At 42.8% G+C, this 26,336-nt stretch carries 20 protein-coding genes; 5 read left to right on the forward strand and 15 right to left on the reverse strand.

Annotation, left to right across the window (positions count from 1 at the left end):
- Positions 1-124 precede the first annotated feature (124 nt).
- Both pdxS and pdxT read left to right on the forward strand, forming a co-directional pair.
- Positions 125-1,060 (forward strand): pyridoxal 5'-phosphate synthase lyase subunit PdxS, encoded by a 936-nt coding sequence (gene pdxS, locus HXT25_RS00095; protein WP_004113518.1) that lies wholly within the window; start codon positions 125-127, stop codon positions 1,058-1,060.
- Between the two features lie 15 nt (positions 1,061-1,075).
- Positions 1,076-1,669, forward strand: coding sequence for a pyridoxal 5'-phosphate synthase glutaminase subunit PdxT (gene pdxT / locus HXT25_RS00100; protein ID WP_075038864.1), 594 nt, complete (start codon positions 1,076-1,078; stop codon positions 1,667-1,669).
- A gap of 94 nt (positions 1,670-1,763) precedes the next feature.
- Here pdxT and HXT25_RS00105 read toward each other — a convergent pair whose 3' ends face one another.
- Positions 1,764-3,527, reverse strand: coding sequence for a glycoside hydrolase family 13 protein (locus HXT25_RS00105; RefSeq protein ID WP_101887954.1), 1,764 nt, complete (start codon positions 3,525-3,527; stop codon positions 1,764-1,766).
- A gap of 203 nt (positions 3,528-3,730) precedes the next feature.
- Here HXT25_RS00105 and HXT25_RS00110 point away from each other — a divergent pair, with 203 nt between their 5' ends.
- Positions 3,731-4,501: a type III pantothenate kinase gene (locus tag HXT25_RS00110; protein ID WP_004114938.1), complete on the forward strand. Its 771-nt coding sequence runs from the start codon at positions 3,731-3,733 to the stop codon at positions 4,499-4,501.
- A gap of 39 nt (positions 4,502-4,540) precedes the next feature.
- On the opposite strand, the gene HXT25_RS00115 is transcribed toward HXT25_RS00110, so the two are convergent.
- From HXT25_RS00115 to map, 11 genes are all read right to left on the reverse strand, one after another.
- Positions 4,541-6,031, reverse strand: a complete 1,491-nt coding sequence (locus HXT25_RS00115; RefSeq protein WP_075038910.1) for an ABC transporter substrate-binding protein — start codon at positions 6,029-6,031, stop codon at positions 4,541-4,543.
- 11 nt (positions 6,032-6,042) lie between these two features.
- A complete protein-coding gene (gene glmS, locus HXT25_RS00120; RefSeq protein WP_422118542.1) occupies positions 6,043-7,950 on the reverse strand; it encodes a glutamine--fructose-6-phosphate transaminase (isomerizing) in 1,908 nt (635 codons plus the stop codon).
- A 108-nt stretch (positions 7,951-8,058) separates the two neighbouring features.
- Positions 8,059-8,880, reverse strand: coding sequence for an amino acid ABC transporter ATP-binding protein (locus HXT25_RS00125; RefSeq protein WP_014554542.1), 822 nt, complete (start codon positions 8,878-8,880; stop codon positions 8,059-8,061).
- Positions 8,881-8,946: 66 nt separating this feature from the next.
- The gene (locus tag HXT25_RS00130) at positions 8,947-9,939 is read right to left on the reverse strand and encodes an amino acid ABC transporter permease (protein WP_004113501.1); all 993 of its coding nucleotides are present in this window, start codon (positions 9,937-9,939) and stop codon (positions 8,947-8,949) included.
- Between the two features lie 160 nt (positions 9,940-10,099).
- Entirely contained in the window at positions 10,100-11,026 is a 927-nt protein-coding gene (locus tag HXT25_RS00135) for an ABC transporter substrate-binding protein (protein ID WP_004114929.1), read from the reverse strand.
- 607 nt (positions 11,027-11,633) lie between these two features.
- A complete protein-coding gene (gene smpB, locus HXT25_RS00140; RefSeq protein WP_004130644.1) occupies positions 11,634-12,122 on the reverse strand; it encodes an SsrA-binding protein SmpB in 489 nt (162 codons plus the stop codon).
- A gap of 53 nt (positions 12,123-12,175) precedes the next feature.
- Positions 12,176-13,492 (reverse strand): CHAP domain-containing protein, encoded by a 1,317-nt coding sequence (locus tag HXT25_RS00145; protein ID WP_230472057.1) that lies wholly within the window; start codon positions 13,490-13,492, stop codon positions 12,176-12,178.
- A 205-nt stretch (positions 13,493-13,697) separates the two neighbouring features.
- On the reverse strand, positions 13,698-14,621 hold the full coding sequence (gene ftsX / locus HXT25_RS00150; protein WP_032839522.1) for a permease-like cell division protein FtsX: 924 nt from the start codon (positions 14,619-14,621) through the stop codon (positions 13,698-13,700).
- Positions 14,621-15,922 carry a cell division ATP-binding protein FtsE gene (ftsE, locus tag HXT25_RS00155; RefSeq protein ID WP_020759045.1) on the reverse strand — a complete coding sequence of 434 codons (1,302 nt, stop codon included), beginning with the start codon at positions 15,920-15,922 and terminating at the stop codon, positions 14,621-14,623. Before ftsE ends, ftsX begins: the two co-directional genes overlap by 1 nt.
- Positions 15,923-16,033: 111 nt before the next feature.
- Positions 16,034-17,155 (reverse strand): peptide chain release factor 2, encoded by a 1,122-nt coding sequence (prfB, locus tag HXT25_RS00160; RefSeq protein ID WP_422118543.1) that lies wholly within the window; start codon positions 17,153-17,155, stop codon positions 16,034-16,036.
- A gap of 60 nt (positions 17,156-17,215) precedes the next feature.
- Positions 17,216-17,989, reverse strand: a complete 774-nt coding sequence (map, locus tag HXT25_RS00165) for a type I methionyl aminopeptidase (RefSeq protein ID WP_004132877.1) — start codon at positions 17,987-17,989, stop codon at positions 17,216-17,218.
- A 91-nt stretch (positions 17,990-18,080) separates the two neighbouring features.
- On the opposite strand from map, the gene HXT25_RS00170 reads away from it, so the two are divergent.
- Positions 18,081-20,213 (forward strand): M13 family metallopeptidase, encoded by a 2,133-nt coding sequence (locus HXT25_RS00170; protein WP_422118544.1) that lies wholly within the window; start codon positions 18,081-18,083, stop codon positions 20,211-20,213.
- Positions 20,214-20,314: 101 nt separating this feature from the next.
- Here the strand turns inward: HXT25_RS00170 and HXT25_RS00175 are convergent, their stop codons facing one another.
- The gene (locus HXT25_RS00175; protein ID WP_422118545.1) at positions 20,315-21,526 is read right to left on the reverse strand and encodes a 1,4-beta-N-acetylmuramidase; all 1,212 of its coding nucleotides are present in this window, start codon (positions 21,524-21,526) and stop codon (positions 20,315-20,317) included.
- 393 nt (positions 21,527-21,919) lie between these two features.
- On the opposite strand from HXT25_RS00175, the gene HXT25_RS00180 reads away from it, so the two are divergent.
- Positions 21,920-22,564 carry a single-stranded DNA-binding protein gene (locus HXT25_RS00180; protein ID WP_004138146.1) on the forward strand — a complete coding sequence of 215 codons (645 nt, stop codon included), beginning with the start codon at positions 21,920-21,922 and terminating at the stop codon, positions 22,562-22,564.
- Positions 22,565-22,770: 206 nt separating this feature from the next.
- On the opposite strand, the gene HXT25_RS00185 is transcribed toward HXT25_RS00180, so the two are convergent.
- Both HXT25_RS00185 and HXT25_RS00190 read right to left on the reverse strand, forming a co-directional pair.
- On the reverse strand, positions 22,771-24,600 hold the full coding sequence (locus tag HXT25_RS00185) for a proline--tRNA ligase (RefSeq protein WP_192382170.1): 1,830 nt from the start codon (positions 24,598-24,600) through the stop codon (positions 22,771-22,773).
- A gap of 244 nt (positions 24,601-24,844) precedes the next feature.
- Positions 24,845-26,302: a PIF1 family DEAD/DEAH box helicase gene (locus HXT25_RS00190; RefSeq protein ID WP_422118546.1), complete on the reverse strand. Its 1,458-nt coding sequence runs from the start codon at positions 26,300-26,302 to the stop codon at positions 24,845-24,847.
- Between the last annotated feature and the right edge of the window lie 34 nt (positions 26,303-26,336).

A 26,336-nucleotide genomic window follows, 5' to 3' on the forward strand; every position in this document is an offset into this window, starting at 1 on the left:
ATTAGAATCACGCTAGCTTGCATATTAACAAAATACATACGTTTAATAGATGCATGAAAATGTGTAGTATAACAATGTACAACATAAAAATGCGTTTAATATGTTTAGTAAAAAGCGAGGAATAATGGCAGAGAACTTGAATACTACGGTAACAGTAAACGAATCCTCGGATCCGCAAAATAACGGCAGCCAAGACCGCACTGCTCTAAATCGCCAGCTTGCACAAATGCTTAAGGGCGGCGTGATTATGGACGTTACTACTCCAGAGCAGGCACGAATTGCTGAAGATTCTGGAGCTTGCGCTGTAATGGCGTTGGAGCGTATTCCTGCCGATATTCGCGCGGCTGGCGGAGTTTCTAGAATGAGCGACCCAGCTATGATTCACGGAATCCAAGAGGCTGTGTCTATTCCTGTTATGGCAAAATGCCGTATTGGTCACTTTGTTGAAGCGCAGGTGCTTGAGGCTATTGAGATCGATTACATTGACGAAAGCGAAGTGCTTAGCCCAGCAGACGACGTTTACCACATTAACAAGCGCGATTTTGCAGTTCCATTTGTTTGCGGTGCAAAAGATTTGGGAGAAGCTTTGCGCAGGATTAACGAGGGTGCTTCCATGATTCGCACAAAGGGCGAGCCTGGAACTGGAGATGTTATTCAAGCTGTGCGCCACATGCGCATGATGAATTCCGCAATACGCAAGCTTACAAGCATGCGCGAAGATGAGCTTTTTGAGGAAGCTAAGACTTTGCGCGTGCCTTTCGATCTTGTAAAGTACGTTGCACAAAACGGCAAACTTCCTGTTGTAAACTTTGCAGCTGGCGGTGTTGCAACCCCTGCAGACGCTGCTTTAATGATGCAGCTTGGTGCAGAAGGCGTTTTTGTTGGCTCTGGCATCTTTAAGTCTGGAGATCCAGCAAAGCGCGCTGCTGCAATAGTTAAGGCTGTGACTAATTACAAAGACGCTAAAATGATTGCTAAGCTTTCCGAGAATTTGGGCGAAGCGATGGTTGGTATTAACGAGCAGGAAATCAAGCTTTTAATGGCAAATCGCGGCGAGTAATTGAGGCGAATTATTTTGGCAAACTCACCTATCAATACAAATAATTGCTCGCATACTGTAGCAGTTTTAGCTGTTCAAGGTGCTTTTCTTGAACATCGCTTAATGCTTGAAAAATTAGGCGCACACGTTATTGAGCTTCGTCAAGCGCGCGACTTGGAGCAGTCTTTTGACCGCCTTGTTTTACCGGGCGGCGAAAGCACTGTGCAATCGAAGCTTCTCAAAGAGCAAAATATGCTCGAACCTTTGCGCGAGAAGATTGCAAACGGAATGCCAGTTCTTGGCACTTGTGCAGGCTTGATTTTGCTTGCAAAAAACGTGGAAGGTAACGAAGTTAGCGGATTTGGCACACTAGACGTTACAGTTAAGCGCAACGCTTACGGCCGCCAGCTTGGAAGCTTCCACTACGAATCTGAGTTTGGAAATCTTGGCAAAGTGCCGATGACGTTTATTCGCGCGCCTTATATTGTGCAAGTCGGTCCTAATGCCGAAACTCTTGCAACAGTAGATGGCAACGTTGTTGCAGCTCGCCAAGGAAATCAAATCGGAACAGCTTTTCACCCAGAGCTTGATGAAGACACTAGAATACACCAGCTTTTCTTAAGCTTATAGATATCTTGCGTTTGTAAATTAAAGTGGCACTTAAATAACTTGATTAAGTGCCACTTTTATTGATTAAATCGCCAGTAAAATCGCTAATAAATCGCTATTTTACTTCAAAAATCGCGTATCCAAAAGCTCCAAGAGATTGATTTTGAGCATCATAATTGTAGCTAATAATCGGCTTACAATCAGGCAAAGCACTAAACGAATCGTTAGATTCATTAAACGCATTTAAAGCTACAACAACACGCTTAGAGTCAGTTTCTCGCGCAAACACAAACTTTCCGCGCTCATCATAGTCAAGAACTCTAAAATTACCATGAATAAAGCAATCGTTATTTTTACGCAATTTTATAAGTTCGCGAAATAAATCACGATTATCGCTGACAGGATTTGACCAAGGCATAGGCGCTCGATAATCACACTCTTCAAAACCAATTACACCAAGCTCATCACCATAGAACACGCTTGGGGCTCCAACAGATGTAAGCAAACAAAGCTCAGCCAAGCGGAATCGCTTATCTGCCGTAGAAAAGTCGCAAGCTTCCGAAGAGCTTTGAGCACACAAGCTTCTAAAGCGACTAACGTCATGGCTATCAAGCAAATTCAATTGACCTTGAACAATCGGGAATGGGTATCTTAAAAGCATATCTACAAATCGACTATTAAACTCGCGCGCATTAATCTTGCCAAAAGCAAAGAAATCGCGGCAAACTTTGCGGAATTCGTAGTTCATAGTGGAGTCAAACATGTCTCCTTGTAGCCAACGCTCAGAATTCTCCCAAATCTCAGCAATTAGCACACTATCTTTTTTAGTCTTTTTAGCAACAGAGCGGAAGGCACGCCAAAAGTCTTTATCAACTTCATTCGCAACATCCAAACGCCAACCGTCAACATCAAAATCTTCAAGCCAATAGCGGCAAACGTCCATAAAATAGTCGCGAACTTCGGGATTAGAAGTATTGAGCTTTGGCATTTTACGCTCATACGCAAAACACGTGTAGCTTGGGCGCTTACCATCTTCGGGGCGCTTAACAGGGAACTTTAATCCATAGAACCAATCCTTGTATCGCGAATTTTCGCCATTTTTAACAACATCGTCAAACGCGAAGAAATACCAACTAGAATGATTAAAAACGCCGTCAATAATTATGTGCATGCCGCGATTATGAACCTCGCTAACAAGCTCCCTAAAATCGTCGTCCGTTCCTAAATTAGGGCAAACATGGTAGTAGTCAAGAAGATCGTAACGATGGTATTCTGCAGCTTTAAAAATAGGATTTAAATACAAGCAATTAAAGCCCAAATCCTCAATATAATCAAGATTTTCGATTATTCCTCTAATGGTTCCACCTAAACGAGTGTGTAAAGTTTGGCCAGTTTTCTCATCAAAATAATCTTTTGCCTCGCAACTTATGCCACGTTTAGAATCTGCAAAACTATCTGGGAAAATGTTATAAACAACAGCCTCTTTAAGCCAATTAGGAACGTCGCTAATCTCCTCGCGGCGAATAAATGGGAACTGGTAGACTTCTGTACGATCGTCTGGAAAATCAGTCGCAATAGTATCGGCGTACAAATACAAGCGCTCATCCGCATCTTGCATCTCAAAGTAATAACAAACTCTATCTAAATCGCTGCTTATGTTTGCTTCATAGTAGTCAAAGTAATCGTCGCTTGCAATCTTTTCCATTTTCAGCGTGCAGAACTGATCTAACGGAGTCAAATCGACGCGATTTCCGTAATGCAAAACGCATGAACAAAGATTATTCTTTGCCGCACGCAAGCGAATTGTTAAACAATATTCTGCCGTAGAATACGCGTATTGTGAAAGTGGTCGGTGCAATATTGCATGACGATTTATCATTTACATTTCCTTTCTAGCCTCGCTGCCATTGTTTTCGACTTTATCACCTACTGTGCTACACCGCCACACTTTTATGCGATTTTCTAAAGCAGCAAGCACAAACAATCAAATTGAACGCAACGGACTTAGCATTAATGTAATATTGCTCTAAAGATGCGCATACTTAAGTTTGGCAACACACAACAAACACAACGGAGGCGAATATGCTTTTAGCAGTAGACATTGGAAACACGAATATTGTGCTTGGATTCTTGGAGAACGGCAAGATTGTTGGCACGTATAGAATGACTACAAAAGCAAATCACACTTCCGACGAATACGGCATTATGATTACGCAATTCTTAAATCTTAGCGGTTTTAGCGTAAACGATGTTGAAGATGTTATTGTTGCTTCGGTTGTCCCAAAAGTTATGCACTCGTTCCGCGCAAGCATTGTTAAGTTTTTGCAAATCGACCCTATGATTGTAGGCCCTGGAGTAAAAACTGGCGTAAATATTCGCATTGACGAGCCACGCTCTTTGGGAGCAGACTGCTTAGCGGATTGTGTTGGCGCGTTTTACGAATACGGCGGCCCCGTATTAGTTATAGATTTTGGCACAGCTACAACCTATAACTACGTTGATAAAAGCGGAGCAATTACTTGCGGACTTATTTGCACGGGAATTAGTGCGGCGGCTGCAGCTCTATGGGATAATACTGCTCAGCTTCCAGAAGTTGAGATTTCGCGCCCTAAATCCGTTCTTGCAAAATCAACTCGTCCTGCTATGCAAGCTGGATTGTATTACAGCTTCTTGGGTGGAATTGAGCGCACGATTGAGCAATTCAAAATAGAAATAAATGAGCCTTTTAAGGTTGTTGCTACAGGCGGCTTGGGACGACTTTTTGAAAAAGACGTTGAAACTATTGATTATTACGATCCAAATTTGATTTTTAAAGGAATGTACGAGATTTATAGACGAACGATCGGCTGCTAGCGACTTTTCCTTTGGATTACAGACCTAAAGTGCATAAGTCTAGCGCACAACAAAACCCTGATTATACCCGTATTCTTTCAAGTCTTTTTTCCAAAGATTAATACCATCTTTAAGACTAATTTTAGGACCAGGGTCGTCTGGAAGTTGAAAATCCTTACCATCGTCTTGTTTAATGCCTGCATCAATCATCGACTGCACTGTTAAACGTGCTCTTGATTTTCTGTTCCAATCATAGGCCAAACCGACTGTGAAACGAAAATCGCTACGAGAATATACTTCAAACGGCAAATATTTGTAGCCTGTATCTACATGATTTGCTGCATCTGCAAAAATACGGTTGAATTGTTGTCCTCCGAAATATGGCACATCGATTCCGCGAGAATCACGAACCATTGTTTTGTTTAGGAACGCTTTGTCTCTAAGAGTCACAACGTCTGCTGGGAATGCTCCAGATAAAACTCTTTCTTTAATACCAGTCTGATCATGGCATACAAAATTCACAAAACGCATCGCGGCTTCAGGCTTGCGACTAGACTGAAGGACGCTTAGAGCAGATCCTCCCATTTGCGCATTGTCATTGTTTCCATTCATAGTCGGAACTCTCGCTACACGCCACAACCCTGCTCCGCCTGGAATATCATGCATTAAAAGCGATGTCATCCATGCTCCAGCAAAAACAGATGCAACGCTGCCAGAACCGACTGCACTTTTCCAAGCTGGAGTCCAAGTTGCAAGTCTTGTATCAACCAAATCTTCGTCAATCATGGACTGCCAAAATTTAGTAAAGTCTTTTGTTCCTTTGTCTTTACTTAAGCGAACTGTAACGGTTTTACCATCGTGAGAAGTTATAAAAGGTCTTCCTCCTGCAAGCCAAATCATAGCGTTGTAAAAACTTGCATCTCCAGAATCTGCAGCAATATAAACGCCAATATTTTTTAATTTTCTTGCAGCATGTAGATAATCCTTCCAGGTGTGAATTTGCGTAACATCCACACCTGCTTGGTTGAATACGTCTTGATTATAAAACCATGCTAAAGGACCTGAATCCATTGGCAATCCATAAACTCGTCCTCCTAATTGAACAGAAGACCATGTGCCTGGCGTATAGAATGTTTGAGTTCCTTGAACGCGATTTGTAATATCCAAAAGTTGTCCGCTAACCGCGTATTGTGGCAAAGCGTGGTATTCAAGCTGGGCAACATCTGGCATACCGTAACCGTCTTGAATAGCGCTATTAAGATTGTTGTATCCGCTTGTATCTTTAACACTAACGCGAATATCTGGATTTTGTTTCTCAAAATCTGCCGCAATCCGCTTCATGCTTGGTTCCCAAGACCATACTGTTATTTTTGTTCTAGAATCAACAGATCCGCATGACGCACAAAAAGCAACAATAAAAACGCATGTAATCGCAGAAATTACGCGCTTTATATTACGAACAAAAACGCGGTTTATATTACGGTTTATATTACGCATAACAAAACAACCAAAATTCTGCTTGCGACTTTTCTGCGGGCTTCTTGCACACATAATATTCACTGCTATTCTACAGTTACAGATTTTGCAAGATTCCTAGGCTTATCAACGTCATAGCCTTTAAGCTTTGCCATATTCATAGCAAAAAGTTGTAATGCTACAACATCTACTAAAGGACTTAACAACGTTGGGCATTTAGGGCGCCAGAACACAATATCTGCGTAACGCTCAGCGTCTGGATCACCATCTTCTGCAACCGCAATAGTAAACGCTCCGCGAGCCTTAACTTCTTCAATTCCCGAGATTACTTTAGCGTGTAAAACGTCTCTGCCTCTAGAAGATGGCACTATAACAACAACTGGCTCGCCTTTGTCTACTAGAGCTATCGGGCCATGTTTAAGCTCTCCTGCTGCAAAACCTTCTGTAAACGTGTACGCAATCTCTTTTAGCTTTAATGCGCCTTCTAAAGCAACTGGGTAGCCAACATGCCTGCCAAGGAACAAGAACGATTTTGCATCTATTGTTTTCTTTGCGGCTTGCATAATCGAATCAGCTTGCGTATCTAAAACGTTTTGTATTTTATCTGGCATTTCTTTAAGCTGGGACACGATTTGCTGTATTTCATCTCTGTACATTGTTCCCTTGACTTGAGCCAAATAAAGCCCAAGCATGTATGCTGCTACGATTTGCGCAACAAATGCTTTTGTAGAAGCAACTGCGATTTCTGGGCCAGCATGAGTGTAAAGTACAGCATCCGATTCTCGCGGAATACTCGAGCCTTGAGTGTTGCATATTGCAAGCACGCGGCTGCCCTGCTCGCGCGCGTGCCTTAACGCCATTAACGTGTCCATTGTTTCGCCAGATTGAGATATTGCGACAACAAGCGTTCTATGCGTTAAAATTGGGTCTCTGTACCTAAATTCGTGAGCCAACTCCACTTCTACTGGCACGCGCACCCAATGTTCAATCGCATATTTTGCAACTAATCCAGCGTAGCTTGCTGTTCCACAAGCTACAACTATTATCTTGTCGATTGATCGCAAAATATCTTGACTAATCCTAACTTCGTCAAGAATAATATTCCCTTTTGCGTCGAATCGTCCTCGTAAAGTATCAGCTACGGCATGCGGATCTTCGTGGATTTCCTTATCCATAAAGGAATCCCATCCGCCTTTTTCTACTGCAGAAGCATCCCAGTCTACTGTAAAACAACTAGGGTTTTCAATCTCGTTGCCGTCAAAATCAGTAAGACGAAGCTGTGCTTTTTTGTTTCCTTCTATATCTCCGATTAAAACAGCCTGATCTTGACCAACTTCAAGCACTTTATCTGTGTATTGAACAAAAGCAGCAACATCGGAGCCTAGAAAATACTCGTTATTTGAAACACCTACTACAAGCGGCGAATCGTGACGAACAGCAGCAACAATATTAGGCTGTCTAACGTCTACTGCAAGTAGAGTAAAAGCTCCTTTAAGAATTTTTGCAACTCGTCTTATTGCTTCAAAAAGATCTGGCTTACCAGTTTCTTCAATTATTTGATTCGCGATTTTTCCAAGCGCTTTTGCTGCAACTTCCGTATCTGTTTGAGACGAAAACTCTATGCCTTCTTTTTGCATTCGTTCTTTAAGACTAATAGCGTTTTCAATAATACCGTTGTGAATAAGTGCGATTTTTCCGTCGGCACTAACATGCGGATGTGCATTTAAATCACAAGGAGCGCCATTCGTAGCCCATCGAGTGTGACCTATTGCCACACTCGCTTCTGGCATTGGATCAGCTTCTATATCTTTTCTTAAAACAGCTAAGCGACCAGCTTTTTTGCGTACGCATATAGAATCCATTCCTGGAGCAGCAAGAGCTACTCCAGATGAATCATATCCGCGATACTCTAAGCGTTCTAACCCATTTAAGCAAACTTCTAGAGGCTTTGAGCAAACTGTGCCAAAACCTGCATATCCTACAATGCCACACATAATTTTCTATTGTACGTTATAAAGCGTGCGTGTTTCTACACATGTCGAAAATATGCAAAAATCTTATTAAAATACGCGAAAAACACTTGCAAAACACTTGCAAAACACTTATAAAACGTGATGTAGAAAATCTTTAAATCTTTCTGTTTGTGGGCAATCTATGATTCCTGAAGTACCACATTCAACAACTTTTCCGCCATCCATGAACACAACTTGATCTGCAACTTCTCGCGCAAAGCCAATCTCGTGAGTTACAACAATCATTGTCATTCCATCATTAGCTAAATCACGCATAACGTTAAGCACTTCACCAACTAGTTCTGGGTCTAATGCAGACGTAGGCTCGTCAAAAAGCATTATTTCTGGTTTCATCGCAAGCGCACGCGCAATGGCAACTCGCTGCTGCTGACCACCCGAAAGCTGAGAAGGATAATGGTCTACGCGGTCTGCCATTCCAACACGTTCAAGTTCTTTAATTGCTAAATCGCGTGCAGCGGTTTTGTCCATGTGTAAAACATGAACTGGCGCTTCCATAACGTTTTCAATAGCCGTCATATGTGGGAACAAATTAAAACGTTGGAACACCATTCCAAGCTTTGCGCGTTGCGCTGCAATTTCTTTGTCGTTTAACGCTTGCAATGCTTCTTTACCTTTATGTATAACGGTTTTTACGCCAATGCGCTCGCCATAAATTGTGATTTTACCAGACGTAATTTTTTCTAGTTGATTTATCAATCGCAATAGGGTTGATTTTCCACTTCCAGAAGGACCGAGTATGACTGTTACACTTCCTGGATTAACAGTCATGTCAACTCCCTTAAGGACTTGAAGATTACCGAAGGACTTGTGTAAATCCTTTATGACTACTGCTGGAGTATCACTTTTAGTAACATTTTGGCTTTGTGTATCAACCGTTAAAATATCAGTCATTTTTCCTCAAATCTAATTACGATTATATAAAATTTGTAATTTTGACGCGGTTTATGCGTTATATGTTTATGCGTTAAAACCTAACATTGTTGCATTATTGCGACCCTTTACAGCGTCACTATTCGCTTTAATCGCATTATCTCCACGTTTTGCAGCATTAGAGTTAATTTGAGCATTGTTTACAATGTCTTTTGCTTCGAATCCTTTACCAAAATGCTTTTCTAACATAACTTGAAAAACCATCAAAATAGACGTAATAATTAAATACCAAATGCTAGCAACTATAAGCAACGGAATCGGCTTATAAATACGATTTGCTACAGCATTTGTTGCAAACTGAAGTTCTAAGGTAAAAGGCACAGCTAAAACCAGAGACGTAGTTTTAAGCATACCGATAGTCTCATTGCCCAAAGGTGGAACGATAATACGCATAGCCTGAGGCAAAACAACCCTGCGCATAGTCAAAGACCTGCCCATGCCAAGAGCTTGAGCTGCCTCAACCTGACCAGCATCCACAGCTTCTAAACCAGCACGAACAATCTCCGACAAATACGCAGCCTCATTAAGGGACAATCCAATAACTGCAGCGTTTAAAGAGGTCATAACAACGTTGGAATCAATGGAGAAAAACTCAACGGATGTAAATGGAATGCCCATACTCAACTTAGGAACAAGTACAGCAAACATTCCCCAAAATACTAGCTGCGTATAAACTGGAGTACCCCTAAAGAACCAAATAAAGAACCAGCTTACGGCTCGAAGAACAGGGTTTACAGACTTACGCATCATTGCTAATCCTATAGCAAGAACGATTGCAATAATCATAGACAAGAATGTGAGTATTAGAGTCCAAGCAATGCCTGTAAGAACATTGTCGCTTATTAGATATATGCCTACAACATTCCACTCAAATCGCGGATTTGTAACTATAGAATAAAGCAGCGAGCACGCAATTATAGCTACGATTATGCCAGCTATGATTGGTCCAGGTTTTTTGACTGGTAGAATTCGATCACCATCAGAATTTTGCGAAAGCTTCTTACTCGCATTGTTAAACATATTTTCTCCATTAACATTTTAAATTGTCACATATGTGAATAATAACTAGCGGATTATTAACTAGTAATTAACGCACTTGCGATGTACAAATATATTAAATACAAATAAGGCGTGCGGTTTTCACTATACTAATAGCTACAAACGCACGCCAAATTTAAGATCAGACTTCTGGATTTACTTGTGCTTCCTTAATGGCAACGTTTTCAACACCCCACTTCTTTAGAATGTCGTTATAAACGCCATTCTTCATAAGCTTATCGATTGCGGCCTTAATGAGCTTTAACATCTTAGCATCGTCCTTCTTAACAGCTGCACCCATTGGCTCCGCGTCGTTGCTGCTTTCTAGAATCTCTAGCTTTCCATTGTTCTTTATTGCAGCATAACCAGCTACAGGAGTGTCAGCATACATAACGTCTGCACGACCAGAAAGCAATGCTGTAGTGGCGTCGGTCTGCTCCTTAAAGCTCATGATTTCTAGTGGCTTATCGTTATTTGCCTTGCACTGCTTTTTAGCTTCTTCCATGATTGGCTCGCCAACAGTGCCTGTTTCTAATGTAACTTTTTTGCCGCAAAGATTCTTTGGATCTACTTTAGTTGGGTTTCCTTTACGAACTTCAAAAGATAAGCCAGCGTTTGCGTACGTTACAAAATCAACGGACTTCATACGTTCAGCGTTTACAGTAAAGCCCGAGATTCCAACGTTATATTTGCTTCCGATTGCTGGAATAATGGAATCAAACTGAGCATGCATAATCTTCGCTTTTAAGCCCATCAATTTTGCTAAAGCTTTAGAAAAGTCGATTTCGTAGCCGACTGGTGTTTTGCCATCTGCAGCGAAGAACTCTGCTGGAGCATAGCTAACGTTTACACCAACTGTTAATTCGCCAGTTTTTGCAACGCTTTCTGGAACAAGTTTTGCAATCTCATCGTCTTTTTGAACTTTGCTTACATCGTAGCTGCGTGCCACATCTGGGTCTGCTGCCTTAGAATCGGCTGGACCGCATGCGCATGTGCATCCAATCAATGCAAGAGTTGCAATTGCTGCAATAGGCTTAATTGACTTAAAAATCTTATTTGACTTAAGCATTTTCTTCTCCTGTCCAATATTTAAAGAATAAATAACTTATAATTTACAGTGATATGCATAACTATACACGATAACGCTACTAAATTGCGATTATTAAAATGCAAAAACTGAATATTCATAAATTGCCATACACGCGTATGCTGAAAAATAGCGAAAAATAACGAATTACAAATCAAAAAGCCGTATATTATTCGTAAAAATGAATAATATACGGCGTGTCGTTTATAGACCTACTACAAAGTTGTACGATTACACCAAGCTGGGTAGAGATTCGAGATTTTTCGCACTGAATGAGATGAACCTCAGCATCTTTGATGGTGATTCATCGAATGAAGAAGAAAAATCGAGAATCTCAGTGATAAAAACCACGTAATTGTTCAAGCACGTAAGAGGGCTGGGTGATTCTTGGTCGAACAGTATAAGAGCGGCAGCCGATACCAAATAATCCAATGAGCCACCACTACAAACAAACTTCAACTCAAAAAAACAAAATCAAAGCCAAATCGGAACAACCGCAACACCAGAAAACACGTAAGAGGCGGAGCGTTGTGAGACAAGAAACACCCAACCCTCGCGCAACAGTAAGCAAGAAATAAAAAACAGCAAATCACCTAGATTGCATATTCTTGTATCGCATAGCGCGCAATGCCTCGCGCTTATCTTGTTCTTCGCGCAAAGCCTGCCGCTTATCGTACTCTTTTTTGCCTCGCGCCAAAGCAATCTCAACTTTAGCGTAGCTGCCTTTAAAATAAATCCTCAAAGGCACAATGGTATAACCTTTAGCTTCAATTTGCCTAGAAAGCTTAGCAATTTGAACAGCATGAAGAAGCAGCTTACGCTTGCGTTTTGGCGCATGATTATTCCACGTCCCATTTAAGTATTCGGGAATATTCGCGCCTTCTAGCCAAATCTCACCACGCCTATCAATATTTACAAACGCTTCAGCTAAAGAAGCTCGACCTTCTCGCAAAGACTTAACTTCGGTTCCAGTAAGCGCAATACCTGCTTCGTAGCAATCTTCAATCGCATAGTCGTGATTAGCTTTCTTATTCCTTGCAACAGTTAAAGTACCATCTGAACCAGGTTTCTTATCCAAACTACACCAACCTAAATCGAGTCATACCTAAATCAAATCATAAAAATTAAAAATTAATAGTGAACGTACTCATAGTTTCCAGCATTGCTGATAGTCCTATAAGACGGGAAAGTTGCAAACCCAACACCGCCTTCGGATATAAGCACGGAGCCATCGGAATTTACACGCTCAACAACAGCAACATGGCCGTACGTAGGGTCGGACCCAGCAGCACCTCTAGAAAACACCATAACGGCACCAACGTGTGGAGTGCGATTTACAAGATAACCGAGTCTGCGCCCAGAATTTGCCCACTCTGCGCCGTTTCCCATAAATGATCCAACAGGCAAACCAAGCTGCGACCTACGCAAATATGCCCAAAGCGTGCACTGGCGAGCAGGGTATGCAGAACCTCCAGCAGTATTACCAGTATTATGTCCGTAGCAATTACCAGAACCAGCAGGGCAATTGCCAGGAACTGAGTAATTCATACCACTTGCAGCACCATTAGAAAGAGGCAACGCAGGCAAATAAGGCGCACTCCAGCCACCACCACGCATTTGTTGGCGATTAGCATTTGGATTCATGCGAGCTGCAGCAGACGCAGCCAAAGCCCTAGCTTGAGCGTCGATTTGAGACTTTAACGCAACGATTTCTGCAGCCTCACGAGCAGTACGAGACGTAAGACTGTTCTTTTGACTTTCCAACTGCTTTCTAAGAACACTTCCCTGGTCTCGCAGATTTTGCAAAGAACGCTGCTTATCTACAGCAGCTTTTGCTGCAGCTTGCGCGCTTTGCGCTTGATCTTGAGCCTGTTGCTTTAATTTTTGAATCTCATCTTCTATAGCAGCCAAACGCTGACGCCTATTCATTGAGTTGTTCAAAGTAACAGCAGCATCGTTAGCAGCATTCGCCTCACTACGAACAACAGCAGCTTCCGATTGAAGTTTTCCAACAAATTGCTCGGTAGTTGTTGAATTGGTTACCATAGCCATTACATTAGAAGCGTTTGAACCGTGGAAACTTTTTCGCGCAAGCTGAGCCACAGCAGCCTTTGCGTCGTCAAAATCTTCGCCAGTTTTTTTAATCTTTTCTTCCAAATCGCGCTTATCTTTTTGAGCAGATTGCAAACGTTGATTTGTTGATTCAACAAGACTCATTGCTTGTTGCGCTTGATCTTGAGCCTGTTGAGCTGCTCGAATCTGGTTTGGAATTTGATGCTCGTTAATATCATTAAGCTCTAAAATCTTATCTGCAAGCTGCTTACTAACTCCAGCCAATTGCTTTCTAAGAGCCGCATTACTTTGCACTTTTCTGTTGTAATCTTGCATTGTTACAGCATTCGCACGCAAAGGAGTATACGCAAGTAGAATAGTAAATGCAGAAAGCATAAGAACGCCTAGCGCAATCACGCTAGTAACAACGCGTTTAGAATAGTAAAAATAGCATCCTTTGCTTTCAAACTTTCTACCCAACTTGCTTTCCTTTCAACCTTTACAAGCACTAATGCGAATTATACATTAAAAATCTTATTAACCGTAAGCGTTTCAAACCAATCTTAAGTTTTATATCATTTATATTTATATTTAAGACAATTTACGCTTGCAAATATCGCCTCAAAGCAAACGCAGAGGCGATTATTGAAAGCAAAACAGCTCCAATAACCAACGCTGGAACAGTCATCCAAACAGTTGCTTGATTAACAAACGGCATCCAACGAACGTTTTGTGCGAGCCAATCCGTAATAAACACTTTAACAACAACACTTAGCGCGCAACCCGATAGCAAAGAGCCTATAAGAGAGGCAAACGCTCCCTCTAAAATAAACGGCATGCGAATAGTCCAATTAGAAGCACCAACAAGTCGCATAATCTCCGTCTCTTGCTTTCTAGAAGCCGCAGACATGCGAATCGTAGTGCCTGTAAGCATAATCGCTACAACAACCATAACTGCAGCAAGCACAATAGTCACAGCTGTTGCGTGATTCAAAACACTAAACACGGGGTCAAAAATCTGCCTTTGATCCACAACTTCTTCTACGCCTTCACGCCCAGAAAGAACTTCGGAAACAACTTGATATTTTGTTGGATTTGTAAGCTTTAGTCGCAAGGAATCTTGCATATCTGCAGCTGTTAAAGTGCGGCCTTGATATAAGCCATTAGGATATTGCTTAAGAAAAGTGTTCTTGTAAAACTCACTTCTGCTAACGTAAGTTATGTTTGAAACATCTGAGCCAAGTTCTTGGTTAATAATGTTTTCTAACTTTACGATTTCGCTCTTTGTTGGAGCTTTTCCAGAAGCGCAAGATGCTGACTGACTTGTACCATCTGGGCAAAGCCACGCAACCACTTCTACTTTGTCATACCAATCGCCCTTAGCTTTTGTGATTTGTGCTTGCATAAGAACAGATGCGCCTATAAACAAGAACGATATGAAGGTAACGAGCATTACCGAAATAATCATAGAAACGTTTCTGCGTAAACTAATCCACGTTTCGGAGAATATGAATCGCAATCGCATTACTCGTCTCCTTCGTTCTTAAGATTTTCGCTATTATTCACTTCTGTTTTATTCGCTTCGCTTTTATTTACTTCTGTTTTATTTATTTCTGTTTTATTCGCTTCACTATCGCTAGCTTTGCTATTAGAGCTTGTTTCATTCGACTCGTCAACGCTACTGGCATCACCCTTATCTTCTAACTTTTTTGCAGGAGGAGCAGGCGGAATCGAAAGCCCACGCCCCCAAGTCATAGTTGTTTCTAAAGGCTGAAAAACTTCGCCATATCTACCCGTTCTACCAGAATGAACTGATTGCGCAAGTCGAGCAATGCCCTCATTAGAATCAGACCCATTTTGCAAAGTTTGAGCAACAGCATCCATTGCCTTTTTTGCTTGAACTGCACGCTTTGCACGTTTAGACATAAAACGATAATTTTCTTGCGACTCATCAAAACCATTTGCATTTATAGGCGATTGACTATTAGCATTTGAGCTAGATTCGCCATTTGAACCGCCATTTGATTCGCTCTTAGAATCGCCCTTAGAATCAGCAACAGCCGCACTAATGGAGTCTCCTTCTACAGCTTGTTGAGCTTTCGACTTTTGCTCAACATCTGCGTCTGGGAAGTAAAGCGCAGAATCGTAAGAACCCTCGCGCTCATCTCGCACAATATGACCAGAATGAAGCTCCACAACGCGCTTTCGCATAGAGTTAACAATTTCCTCATTGTGCGTAGCCATAACAATCGTAGTACCCGTGCGATTAATGGCGTCCAAAACTTCCATAATTCCAAGCGAAGTTGTAGGATCCAAGTTTCCAGTAGGCTCGTCTGCAAGAAGAATTTGCGGATGATTAACGTACGCGCGAGCAATCGCAACTCGCTGAGCCTCACCACCCGAAAGCTCGTGCGGATAATTATTCTCCTTGCCAGTTAAACCAACTGTTTCCAAAACTCGCGGAACAAGCGACTTAATCGTAGAGCGGCTTGTGCCAATAACCTCTAGTGCAAAAGCCACATTTTGATACACAGTTTTATTATTAAGCAGCTTATAATCCTGAAAAATAAAGCCGAGCGACCTTCTATACTGCGGAACCTGGCGATTTACAAGGCGTCTCAAGTCGTTGCCAGCAACGTGAATCTCGCCTTTTGTGGCTTCTTCTTCTCGCAAAAGCAAGCTCAAAAGCGTTGTTTTACCGGACCCGGAAGCACCAACAAGAAACACAAAGTCGCCGCGATTAACGTCTAAAGAAATATCGTCCAAAGCGGGGCGCGTGCCCTTAGGATAAATCTTCGACACATGTTCTAGCGAAATCAGAGACATATCTGCATTTTCCTTTACGAACTATTGAACGATATTCTTTACTTTTTACTATCTTATAGATTGTTTTTGATTTTAGGCGCTTTACGCTAAGTCAAAACAACCTAGACGCAATTATCCGCGCTTTGCAGCAACTCGCTGCTCGTGCCTCCAGCGAATGCCAGCTTCAATGAAACCGTCAATATCTCCATCGAAAACAGCCTGAGTTTGCGAAGTTTCGTAGCCTGTGCGCAAATCTTTTACCATCTGGTATGGGTGAAGAACATAGGAGCGCATCTGATCTCCCCAACTTGCCTTAATATCTCCAGCAAGCTCCTTCTTTTTAGCAGCTTCTTCCGCATGTTTTAACACAAGCAAACGCGATTGCAAAACTGCCATTGCAGCAGCACGGTTCTGAATCTGGCTGCGCTCATCTTGCATAGAAACAACCAAACCAGTAGGCAAATGCGTAATGCGAACAGCAGAATACGTAGTGTTTACGCCTTGTCCGCCAGGTCCAGACGCTTGGAAAGTATCTACACGAATATCTGAATCTGGAATATCAATATGATCCGTAGCTTCAACAAGTGGGATTACTTCCACGGCACTAAATCCAGTTTGACGCCTGCCTTGATTATCGAATGGCGAAATACGAACCATTCTGTGAGTTCCGCCTTCTACAGAAAGACGACCATACGCGTATGGAGCATCCACTTGGAAAGTCGCAGATTTAATACCAGCTTCTTCCGCATAAGACGTGTCCATCATCTTAGTTTTGTAGCCATTTCGCTCTGCCCAGCGCAAGTACATTCTAAGAAGCATTTGCGCAAAATCAGCAGCATCCACGCCACCAGCGCCAGATCTAATAGTAACTACAGCTGCACGCGCGTCGTATTCGCCATCAAGAAGAGTTTGTACTTCCATATCGTCCAACTCGTGAGCAATAGCGCCAAGCTCCTCTTGAGCCTCGCTCATAGAATCAGCATCCTCTTCTTCCTGACCAAGTTCAATCAAAGTCTTAGTATCTTCAATGCGTTGCTCAACGGCTTGTAAACGCTTTAATTGAGACTGAGCTGCCGAAAGCTTACTCGTAACTTGCTGAGCGTGATCAGAATCATCCCAAAGTCCAGGCTCCGAAGCCTGCTTTTCTAAATCTGCAATAGCAGTCTTCAACGAATTAACGTCTAAAGCCTTAGAAATCAAAGAATACTTTGCTTCAACATCATTTAACGCTTGGGCAAAATCAAATTCCGCCATTTATTTAAAGTACCTCTTTATATTCTATATTATTCGTTTTACGCACTTACTATTCGAAGTTTAGCGTACGGTCAAAATCTCTGGACCATTCTCTGTAATTGCAATCGTATGCTCGCTATGAGCGCCACGCGAACCGTCAGCAGATCGAAGAGTCCAACCGTCTTTTGGATCTTGATAAATCTCGTCAGTAGTCTTTAAGAACCACGGCTCAATAGCAATAACCAAGCCTGGGCGAAGCTTGTAGCCGTGATGCGCAGTGCCATCGTTAGGAACGTGCGGATCGCCATGCATAATATGGCCAACTCCGTGACCGCCAAACTCAAGGTTTACGCTGTAACCATACTCGTGAGCAACGCATCCAACAGCTGCAGAAATGTCTCCAAGGCGGTTTCCAGGCTGAGCCATGTTAATTCCAGCCTCAAGTGCTTCCTCAGTGCACTTAATTAAGCGCAAATCTTCAGGATCCGCATGCTTTCCAACCACGAAACTAATAGCAGAATCTCCAACCCATCCGTCAACGTTAATCGCTAAGTCAAGAGTCAACAAATCGCCGTCTTTAAGGTTGTAATCAAAAGGAACTCCGTGAAGAACAGCATCGTTTACAGAAGTGCAAATGTAGTGCGCAAAAGGACCAGTTCCAAAATCAGGAGCGTAGTCAACATAGCAAGAAGACGCACCTTTACGGCTCATAATGCGTTGACGAACAAAGTCATCAATCTCAAGAAGATTTGTTCCAACTTTTGTCATTGCTTGTAAATCTTTAAGAATACTACCAACGAAGCGACCCGCAGGCTTCATAGCTTCAATCTCGGATGGAGTTTTAAGTTCAATCATGATTTAAGACTAACGCGCAGGCACGAAAATAGCGCAAAATATAGCGAAAATACTAGCTAATGATGTCGCTTAATACTTGTAATCTAGGCACATGCCTAATAACAATGATAATAATAATAAAGAATCGCAGAAGGAAATTTCTGCTGTAAATTTTGACCCAGCTTCCTTCTCATCGGTTACTCGACCACAAGACGATTTATTCCGTTACGTAAACGGTCCTTGGATTGACACTTACACTCTTCCAGAAGACAAGCCAATGTATGGTGCTTTCTACAAGCTCGCAGAAGATGCAGAGACGCAAATTCGAGATATTTTAGAAAGCGAAGATTGCCCAGCCAAAAAGTCGCGAATCTTATACCGCAACTATTTGGATACTGCATCTATTGAAAAAGCTGGAATTACGCCAATTAAGAGCGATTTAGACGCTGTTGATGCGGCAAACAGCAAGGAAGACCTGGTTCGCACTATTGCTTCTCTTACTCCATACGGTGGTCCAAATGCAATGTTTGCTTTTGGCGTCTGCGGAGACCCTAAAGACCCTAAGACGAATATTATGCACATTGAGCAGGCTGGATTGGGCTTGCCAGACGAAGCATACTATCGCGAAGATAATTACGCTCCGATTCGCGCTGAATACGTAAAAATGGTGGCTTCATTGTTGCGCTTAGCTGGATACGGTGATGCCACTACTACAAGAGAGCAATCGGAACGTTTCTTGAAGGTTGAAACACAAATCGCAAGCAACCACTGGGATAACGTAGCAACACGCGATTCTCAAAAAACTTATAATCCTTACGATTATGCGGATTTGGCAAAAACGCTTGAAGCGTTAAATCTTGACGCCTTCTTGGATTCTGCCCAAAAATCTTACGACGATTCCGAAGAAGCAAAGAATCAGCCAATAGATTTTCGTAAAGCTTTTAGCAAAGTAGTAGTTCACGAGCCAAGCTTTATAGAAGGATTGAATAAGATTTGGCAAGAAGCCGACTTAGAAGATCTAAAGCTTTGGGCACGCGTGCACGTGATTTTGTGCTGGGCAAGCATGTTAAGCGAGGATTTTGCACAAGCGCGATTCGACTTCTACGGCAAAGTGCTTTCTGGCGCCACCAAGCCGCGCGATCGCTGGAAGCGCGCAATCGGAGTTGTTGACGATGCTTGCGGCGAGGAAGTCGGTAAAGAATACGTGCGCTTGCACTTCCCTGAGTCTTCTAAAAAGTATATGCAAGGCTTAGTTGACAATCTTATTAACGCTTACCGCGAGTCGATTTCTCACAGCAGCTGGCTTGGCGAGGAAACTAAAGCAAAGGCTTTGGAAAAGCTTAGCAAGTTTGAGCCAAATATTGGTTATACTAATCATTGGATTGACTACTCTGCGCTAAATATTAAGGAAGACGCTGGCTTAATTGAGAATATGCGCGAAGTTTCTCGATTTGTGTTTGGTAGGTATACTGCAAAAGCTGGAGAACCTGTGGATCGCGAAGAGTGGCAGATGACTCCGCAAACTGTAAACGCTTACTACGATCCGCTGCTTAACGTAATCGTGTTCCCAGCTGCGATTTTGCAGCCGCCATTCTTTAGCCCGAGTGCTCCAGACGCAGCAAACTACGGCGCTATTGGTGCCGTAATCGGTCACGAAATCGGCCACGGTTTTGACGATCAAGGTTGCGAATATGATGGCGACGGCGTGCTTAACAATTGGTGGACTGAAGAAGACAAAACCAACTTCACTGAGCGCACTAAAACGCTTATTGAGCAATACAATGCTTTTACACCAACGCAGCTTATTGTTAAATACTCTCACTTAAAGAGCAAAGAAGAGCGCGATGCAATGCCTCACGTAAATGGCGCTTTAACAATCGGCGAAAACATTGGTGATTTAAGCGGCGTAACTATTGCTCTTAAAGCCTACGCTTTTGCTTTGCAAAAGAGCAAGGGACAAGAAGTCGACGGAAGTGATGATGCGATTCGCGAAACTTTGCTGAACGCTCCTAAGATTGATGGTTTCACTGCTTTGCAACGATTCTTCTTAAGCTACGCACTTGTGTGGCGTTCAAAGGCTCGTAACGAGATTGCGGAGCAATACCTTCAAATCGACCCACACTCCCCTGCAGAGTGCCGCACTAATGGCATTGCGCGCAACGTTGACTTGTTCTACGATGCTTTCGACGTTAAAGAAGGCGACGAGATGTGGCTCGACCCAAGCGAGCGCGTACACATTTGGTAAATCGCAAATAAAACTAAAGTAAATAAGTAAACAAAAGCCTGCAAGCGTTTAAAACGTTTGCAGGCTTTTTAAATGATACTAATCAGATTTACTAATCAGATTCACACGCCGAAAGCGTAGGTCTTAACATCCGACAAATTACCGTTCTCATCGTAAGCTTCGAAATGAGTCCAGTAAATGCCTGGGCGTGGGCTCCACAAAGCCCAAGGACCATCAAATCCTTCAACCCACTGCTTAGCATTGTAATCATAAATCTTAATCTTGGTAGAACCATTAGGATTATTAGTGGATGCACCAAGAAGAACACTACTGCCTTGCCAACCAGCATAAGTTCCAGTAATAACTGTTTGGCTTGGAACTGTGTAGTGGAAAGCAATTGTTTTCTCTAAAATAACTTTCTTGGTAGAAGGATCACGAGCTTCGCAATGCAGCCAATAATCACCTGGCTTTGTAACCCAAGAAGCCCAGTTTCCAGTACTCCAATCAGCAATAGTAGCCCACTGCTGAGTATTCAAATTGTAGGAAAGCCAACGATACTCAAGCTGCTTGTCGGTGTAAGCATTTGCACCAACAGCAATATCGTTATTACGAATAATCCAAGCAAAATCAAGGTGAGGAGCAACACCTAACTTGCCTTGTGGGTAGTCAGTGTCTCCAACCTGAGTTGAAAGAGTCAAAACAGATACTCTTCCGTATTTGGTACCTGCTATTTCGCCATATCCGAAGGAAATGTTTTCTGGATTCAAAATCTGGTAAAGATGAGCATTGTAAGTAGTTTCAGCACCATTAGATTGGTGTAACGCAGACTCCTCTCCAGCGGTCCAATCCGACATAGATTCTTCTGAGCTTTCACCCCAAGCAATGTTTTCGACCCAAGCCTTACGACCATCGTAGTTTGGAAGGTTCACACCATCCGCAGCAAAATGTCCAAGTTTTCCATGCTGAACAGTCTCATTTGCACGACGATAAGCATCCTCTTCATTAGCACGATCGTAGCGAATATCATTAATATACTGTTCTTTTGTAAGACCCTTAGAAGTAACATAATCTGCAAGAGTCATACCGTTCATAAGGGTAACGCCATCGTCATAATACTTTGAACGCACATCACGAATTGCACCTAAAATGTAGCTTGCAACCGACTGATTCTTAACTTGCCAATTAGTATTAACATTAGCAACACTGTGATTTTGCACTATAACCAAAGCACTAGCAGATACGGCAGTAGATCCAATCATTGCTACGCAAGCAACAGCTGATGCCGCAGCAGCTAAACATTTCTTTGCAGAAAATACGTGCGACTTATGCCACATAAATGTAGACCTCTCTCCACGTGATTAATAACTACTTTTCAGTAATCCCTGATTCAAATAACACAAACATGTAGGCAAAAAATTCAAGCTTCACCTTCCAATGCTAATGAAAAACAAAAACTACTTCCGCTAAGTATATCAATCTACATATATTTTCCGCATTTTAGACTCGCTTACTCAGTTTTATATATTTTGTCAAGAGTTTTTAAACGATGTGCATAAAGCATAGGCTTTAACCACATTGATAAAAATATCTTGCAAAACTATTTTTGATACTTCATAGTTGATTCTACTGCGGCAAATTTATTGAAAATCACAATAATCAACACGTGTTGCGCGATGAATTTTGAGATTTAAATTAGTCGCAGTCCAAACTTTTGAAAGGTTAAGAATATGGCACAACAACAAGCAACACTAACAATCAGCGGCTATGTAGGGAATGACCCTGTGAACTTTAGTCGCAACGAAAACTCACCAGCATGCTCACTTAGAATAGGAAGCACAACGTCTTACTATCATAGCGAGGAAAGACAGTGGAAAGATAGACCGACAACTTGGATGACAGTAAAAGCATACAAGTCTTTAGCTGCAAATGTACTAAAAAGCGTGCATAAGGGAGACGCGATAGTCGTATGTGGAAATTTAAACACGGAATCCTGGCACAAAGACGGAGAAGACCGATCTCGAGTTGTACTAGAAGCAACCGCAATTGGACACGACCTAAATCGAGGAATCAGTGCTTTTACTAAATACTCTTATAATCGTGGAAGAACCGATCAGAGTAACAATAGCAAATATCACACTAATCAAATAAACCAAGAAAATCGGTCAAATCAAGAGACTTATTCCAACCAAGATTTGAGCTTGGCGATGAAAAACCCTATGGCTAATACATATTCTATGGATTCTTCGCAAGAAAACGACAGCCAAGAATACCATTATGATGCTGAATCTTCAGCAAAAGAAACAATAGATTTCGTCTCACAAGTCGAAGAAAACCAATATGACGATATTGAAGGAGGTGTAAATGATTTTTAGAAAGTTTTAATAGAATTAAACATTAAAACTTATGAACATTCTATTCTAATAATTTAGATAATTTTTTACTATTCATAGCAATATTGCCGCTGAAAATAATGCGTATAATATACAAAGCATTACACCAACGGCAATATTGCTTAGTCGTTTAATTGTTTAATAGTTTAATTGCTTAATCGCTGATTCGTTGTTAACAGTTATTGCGATTACAACTGTTCACGAACGCGCTCTACAATTCGAGCAGCAGCCTCATCCACTGGAATTGCCTCAACGTTTGAACCGTTGCGATCGCGGATTTCAATCGTTCCATTGTTCACAGTATCGCGGCCGGCTACAGCAATCAGCGGCACACCAACAAGCTCAGCATCCTTAAACTTCACGCCTGGAGAAACCTTTGGACGATCGTCGAAGATTACTTCGATTCCCTGCTTACTAAGCTCTTCAACAACCTTCTCAGCAGCATCGAAAGCAACTTGATCCTTGCCTGTAGCAACGACGTGAACTTGAGCTGGAGCAATCGCCATAGGCCATGCAAGACCAGCATCATCGTGATGCGTTTCTGCCAAGCATGCAATCACGCGGCTAACGCCAATACCGTAACAGCCCATCCAAACTGGTACAGCTTTACCATTTTCGTTAAGAACGCTTAAGCCCAAAGCCTTAGAATACTTTAAACCAAGCTGGAACACCTGACCAATCTCAACACCGCGTTCGAAGCTCAATGGACCGGAACCATCTGGGCTCATATCGCCATCGCGAACCTGGGCTGCTTCAACAACACCATCAGCCTCAAAATCGCGGCCGTAAACAGCGTTGTAAACATGCTTTCCGTCTTCGTCGGCTCCTGTAACCCAGGCGCTGCCCTTTACAACGTGAGCATCCATCAAGTAGCGGACAGGATTTTCAATTCCACTACCATCTTTGCGAGCTTGAGGACCTAATACGCTAAAGCCAATGTAGCCCTTAACAAACTCAGGATGAGCCTTCAAATCATCCTCAGTTGCTTCTTCAATTTCTGCAGGAGCAAACTGAGCTTCAAGACGCTTCATATCTACCTGGCGGTCACCTGGAATACCAATAGCCACGATTTCGCGCCATGGCTCCTCGTGCTCACCACCCTCAGCATCAGCCGGATGCTTAACAGCAATGATCAGATTCTTCAAAGTATCGCTTGCTTGCCATTCGCGACCATCTTTACGCGGATGCAAATCGTTGGAAACCTTAACCAAAGCCTCAATCGTCTTAGCCTCTGGAGTTTCGAGAGCTTCTGCTGCAGGAGTTGCCGAATAATCAACCTCTTGCATTTCTGGAGTGGTAAGAGCCTCAACATTCCAAGCTTTTCCAGAAGGAGCGAGCGCAAAAGTATCTTCACCAATTGGCATTGGAGCCAAGAATTCCTCAGAATCCGATCCGCCCATAGGGCCAGAAACAGCGTGAACAATCACATATTTAATGCCCAAACGGTCGAAAATTCGAGCGTAAGCAGCGCGCTCTTCAACATAAGCAGACTTCAAACCATCTTCGTCAATCGAGAACGAATAAGCATCCTGCATAATAAACTCGCGTCCGCGAATAAGACCTGCACGAGGACGGAACTCGTCGCGATACTTCGTTTGAATCTGATACAAAGTAACTGGCAAATCCTTGTAAGAAGAATACATATCCTTAACAAGCAATGTGAAAACTTCTTCGTGCGTTGGAGCAAGAAGATAGTCAGCCTCATGACGATCCTTAAGGCGGAAAATATTGTCGCCGTACTCTTCCCAACGGTTTGTAGCCTCGTATGGCTCGCGTGGAAGAAGCGCTGGGAAGTGGACCTCCTGCGCACCGATACCGTTGATTTCTTCACGAATAATCGCTTGAACCTTGTTTAAAACCTTGAGTCCAAGCGGCAACCAAGTCCACACACCTGGGGCAGATTTACGAATATAGCCTGCGCGCTGCATAAGTTTTGCGGAAGTTACGTCCGCGTCTGCTGGATCCTCGCGCAGCGTACGAAGGAACAGCTGAGACATACGAAGTACATTGGAATTCATGCGTTCCAATCTATTTGCGCATGAGGACATAAACACTTGTTTACACAGCTAATCAAAAGCAAAAACACTTTACCGACTTTGTAGCTCTAAATGGAGTGTTGGACTACAAACTCTGGAAACATCCTCCGCATTTTGTACCAATTTTGACCCGAATCACGTACAAAAAGCGGAATATAGATTATGTCGTTCGCGCGGATTAGTCGCAAAACGCTCTAAGCGCTCAGGCAAGTCATGGCGCAAAATGCTAAAACTCGTTATCGAAAGAAAACTCTTCATTATCTGCGTAATTGACAGCGCCAAAAATGTCAAACTCTTGCTGATTCGCAGAATCATCTTCCGCATTATTTGTTACGAAAGCAGCAGCACCGTCGCTAGCAAGCAACTCACTCGCGCGTTTAGAAGCCTCACGCAAGAATCCGTCTAGCAGTACAGCATCCGCCGAAACACTAAACGCGCGATCGTTAATACCTTCCAAATAAAGCCCGCCCAGATTTTCCACGCGAGAAAGCGCCACATATCCCATTCCGGGAGCAAAAGTTCTACGCAAATCCATTACCGCACTGTCAAGCGTCATACCTTGCGATTTATGAATCGTAATTCCCCACGCGCATCTAAGTGGCACTTGATTTATGCTAGCAAGAACAGTCTCACCATCCGTCATTTCCCAAGCAGCCGGCTTAAGAGTGACAATATTGCCGTTTTCAAACTCAACAATCGGCCATCCGCCTTTAGATTCAGGTGCGAATCTCAAAACTCGCCCAACCGAGCCGTTCACATATTGCTTATCTTGATCGTTTCGCAACGCCATCACTGCAGCTCCAGCCTTTAATACAAGCCGTTCTGGAGCGAGCATATTCTTTTTTAAACGCTCGACGAGATTTTTAGGGCCGGCTTCTGTTGCCACGAATTCGTGAGGCTCAGCATCAATTGCCGCAAGCTGCACATTATTTAAGCCATCTGCTTGTGAGTTCGTAGGGAAAAGATGCACTGAAACTTCATCGTCTTGCGGATACTCACCAAGGCGACTAGCCAACACTTGCTTATCTTCGTCGCTTACAAGACCGCCACGAATATCCGTCAAAACTTCAAGCAATTTGCCGTCATCCTGACGATGTTGCTCAGTTAAATAGCACACAACAGGCTTTAAAGCATCCCAGGCGAAAGATTCCGTAATATAGCCTTCTGGATTTTTGCCAGCAGCAGCATAATCTTCGCGCGACTCAATAAACTCTGGACTTGGCTCGAACACATCACGATTTCGCGTAGACGTGCTAACTGGAGGCAGCTGGAAGAAGTCGCCAGAAACCACCACTTGCAGTCCACCAAAAGGCAAATCATTTTTGCGCACCTTGCGGCACACTTCGTCAACCATGTCGAAAAGCCAAGCGTGAATCATGGAAACTTCGTCCAACACAAGCACGTCTGTGGCTTTTATGCGCTTTCCTCTCCGAGCTCTAATGGTTTTAAGAAGCGAATCGGTAAGCGCGTTTGCAACGCCTGTTCCACTCCACGAGTGAATTGTTTGGCCGTTCAAATGCGTTGCTGCGATTCCGGTAGAAGCCGTTACAGCCACGTTTAAACCGTTTTTTCTCATTGCGCGAATAGCTTCGTTTAATACGTAGGTTTTACCTGCACCCGGAGCGCCGGTAATGAAAACGCTTGCACCAGCGTTGATTATGGTTAGGGCTTCGGATTGCTTCATTGGCAGTACCTTTTATTGCGTTTAGTAGTCGCGC

The organism is Gardnerella sp. DNF00476 (assembly GCF_049262735.1).
Lineage (GTDB): Bacteria > Actinomycetota > Actinomycetes > Actinomycetales > Bifidobacteriaceae > Bifidobacterium > Bifidobacterium vaginale.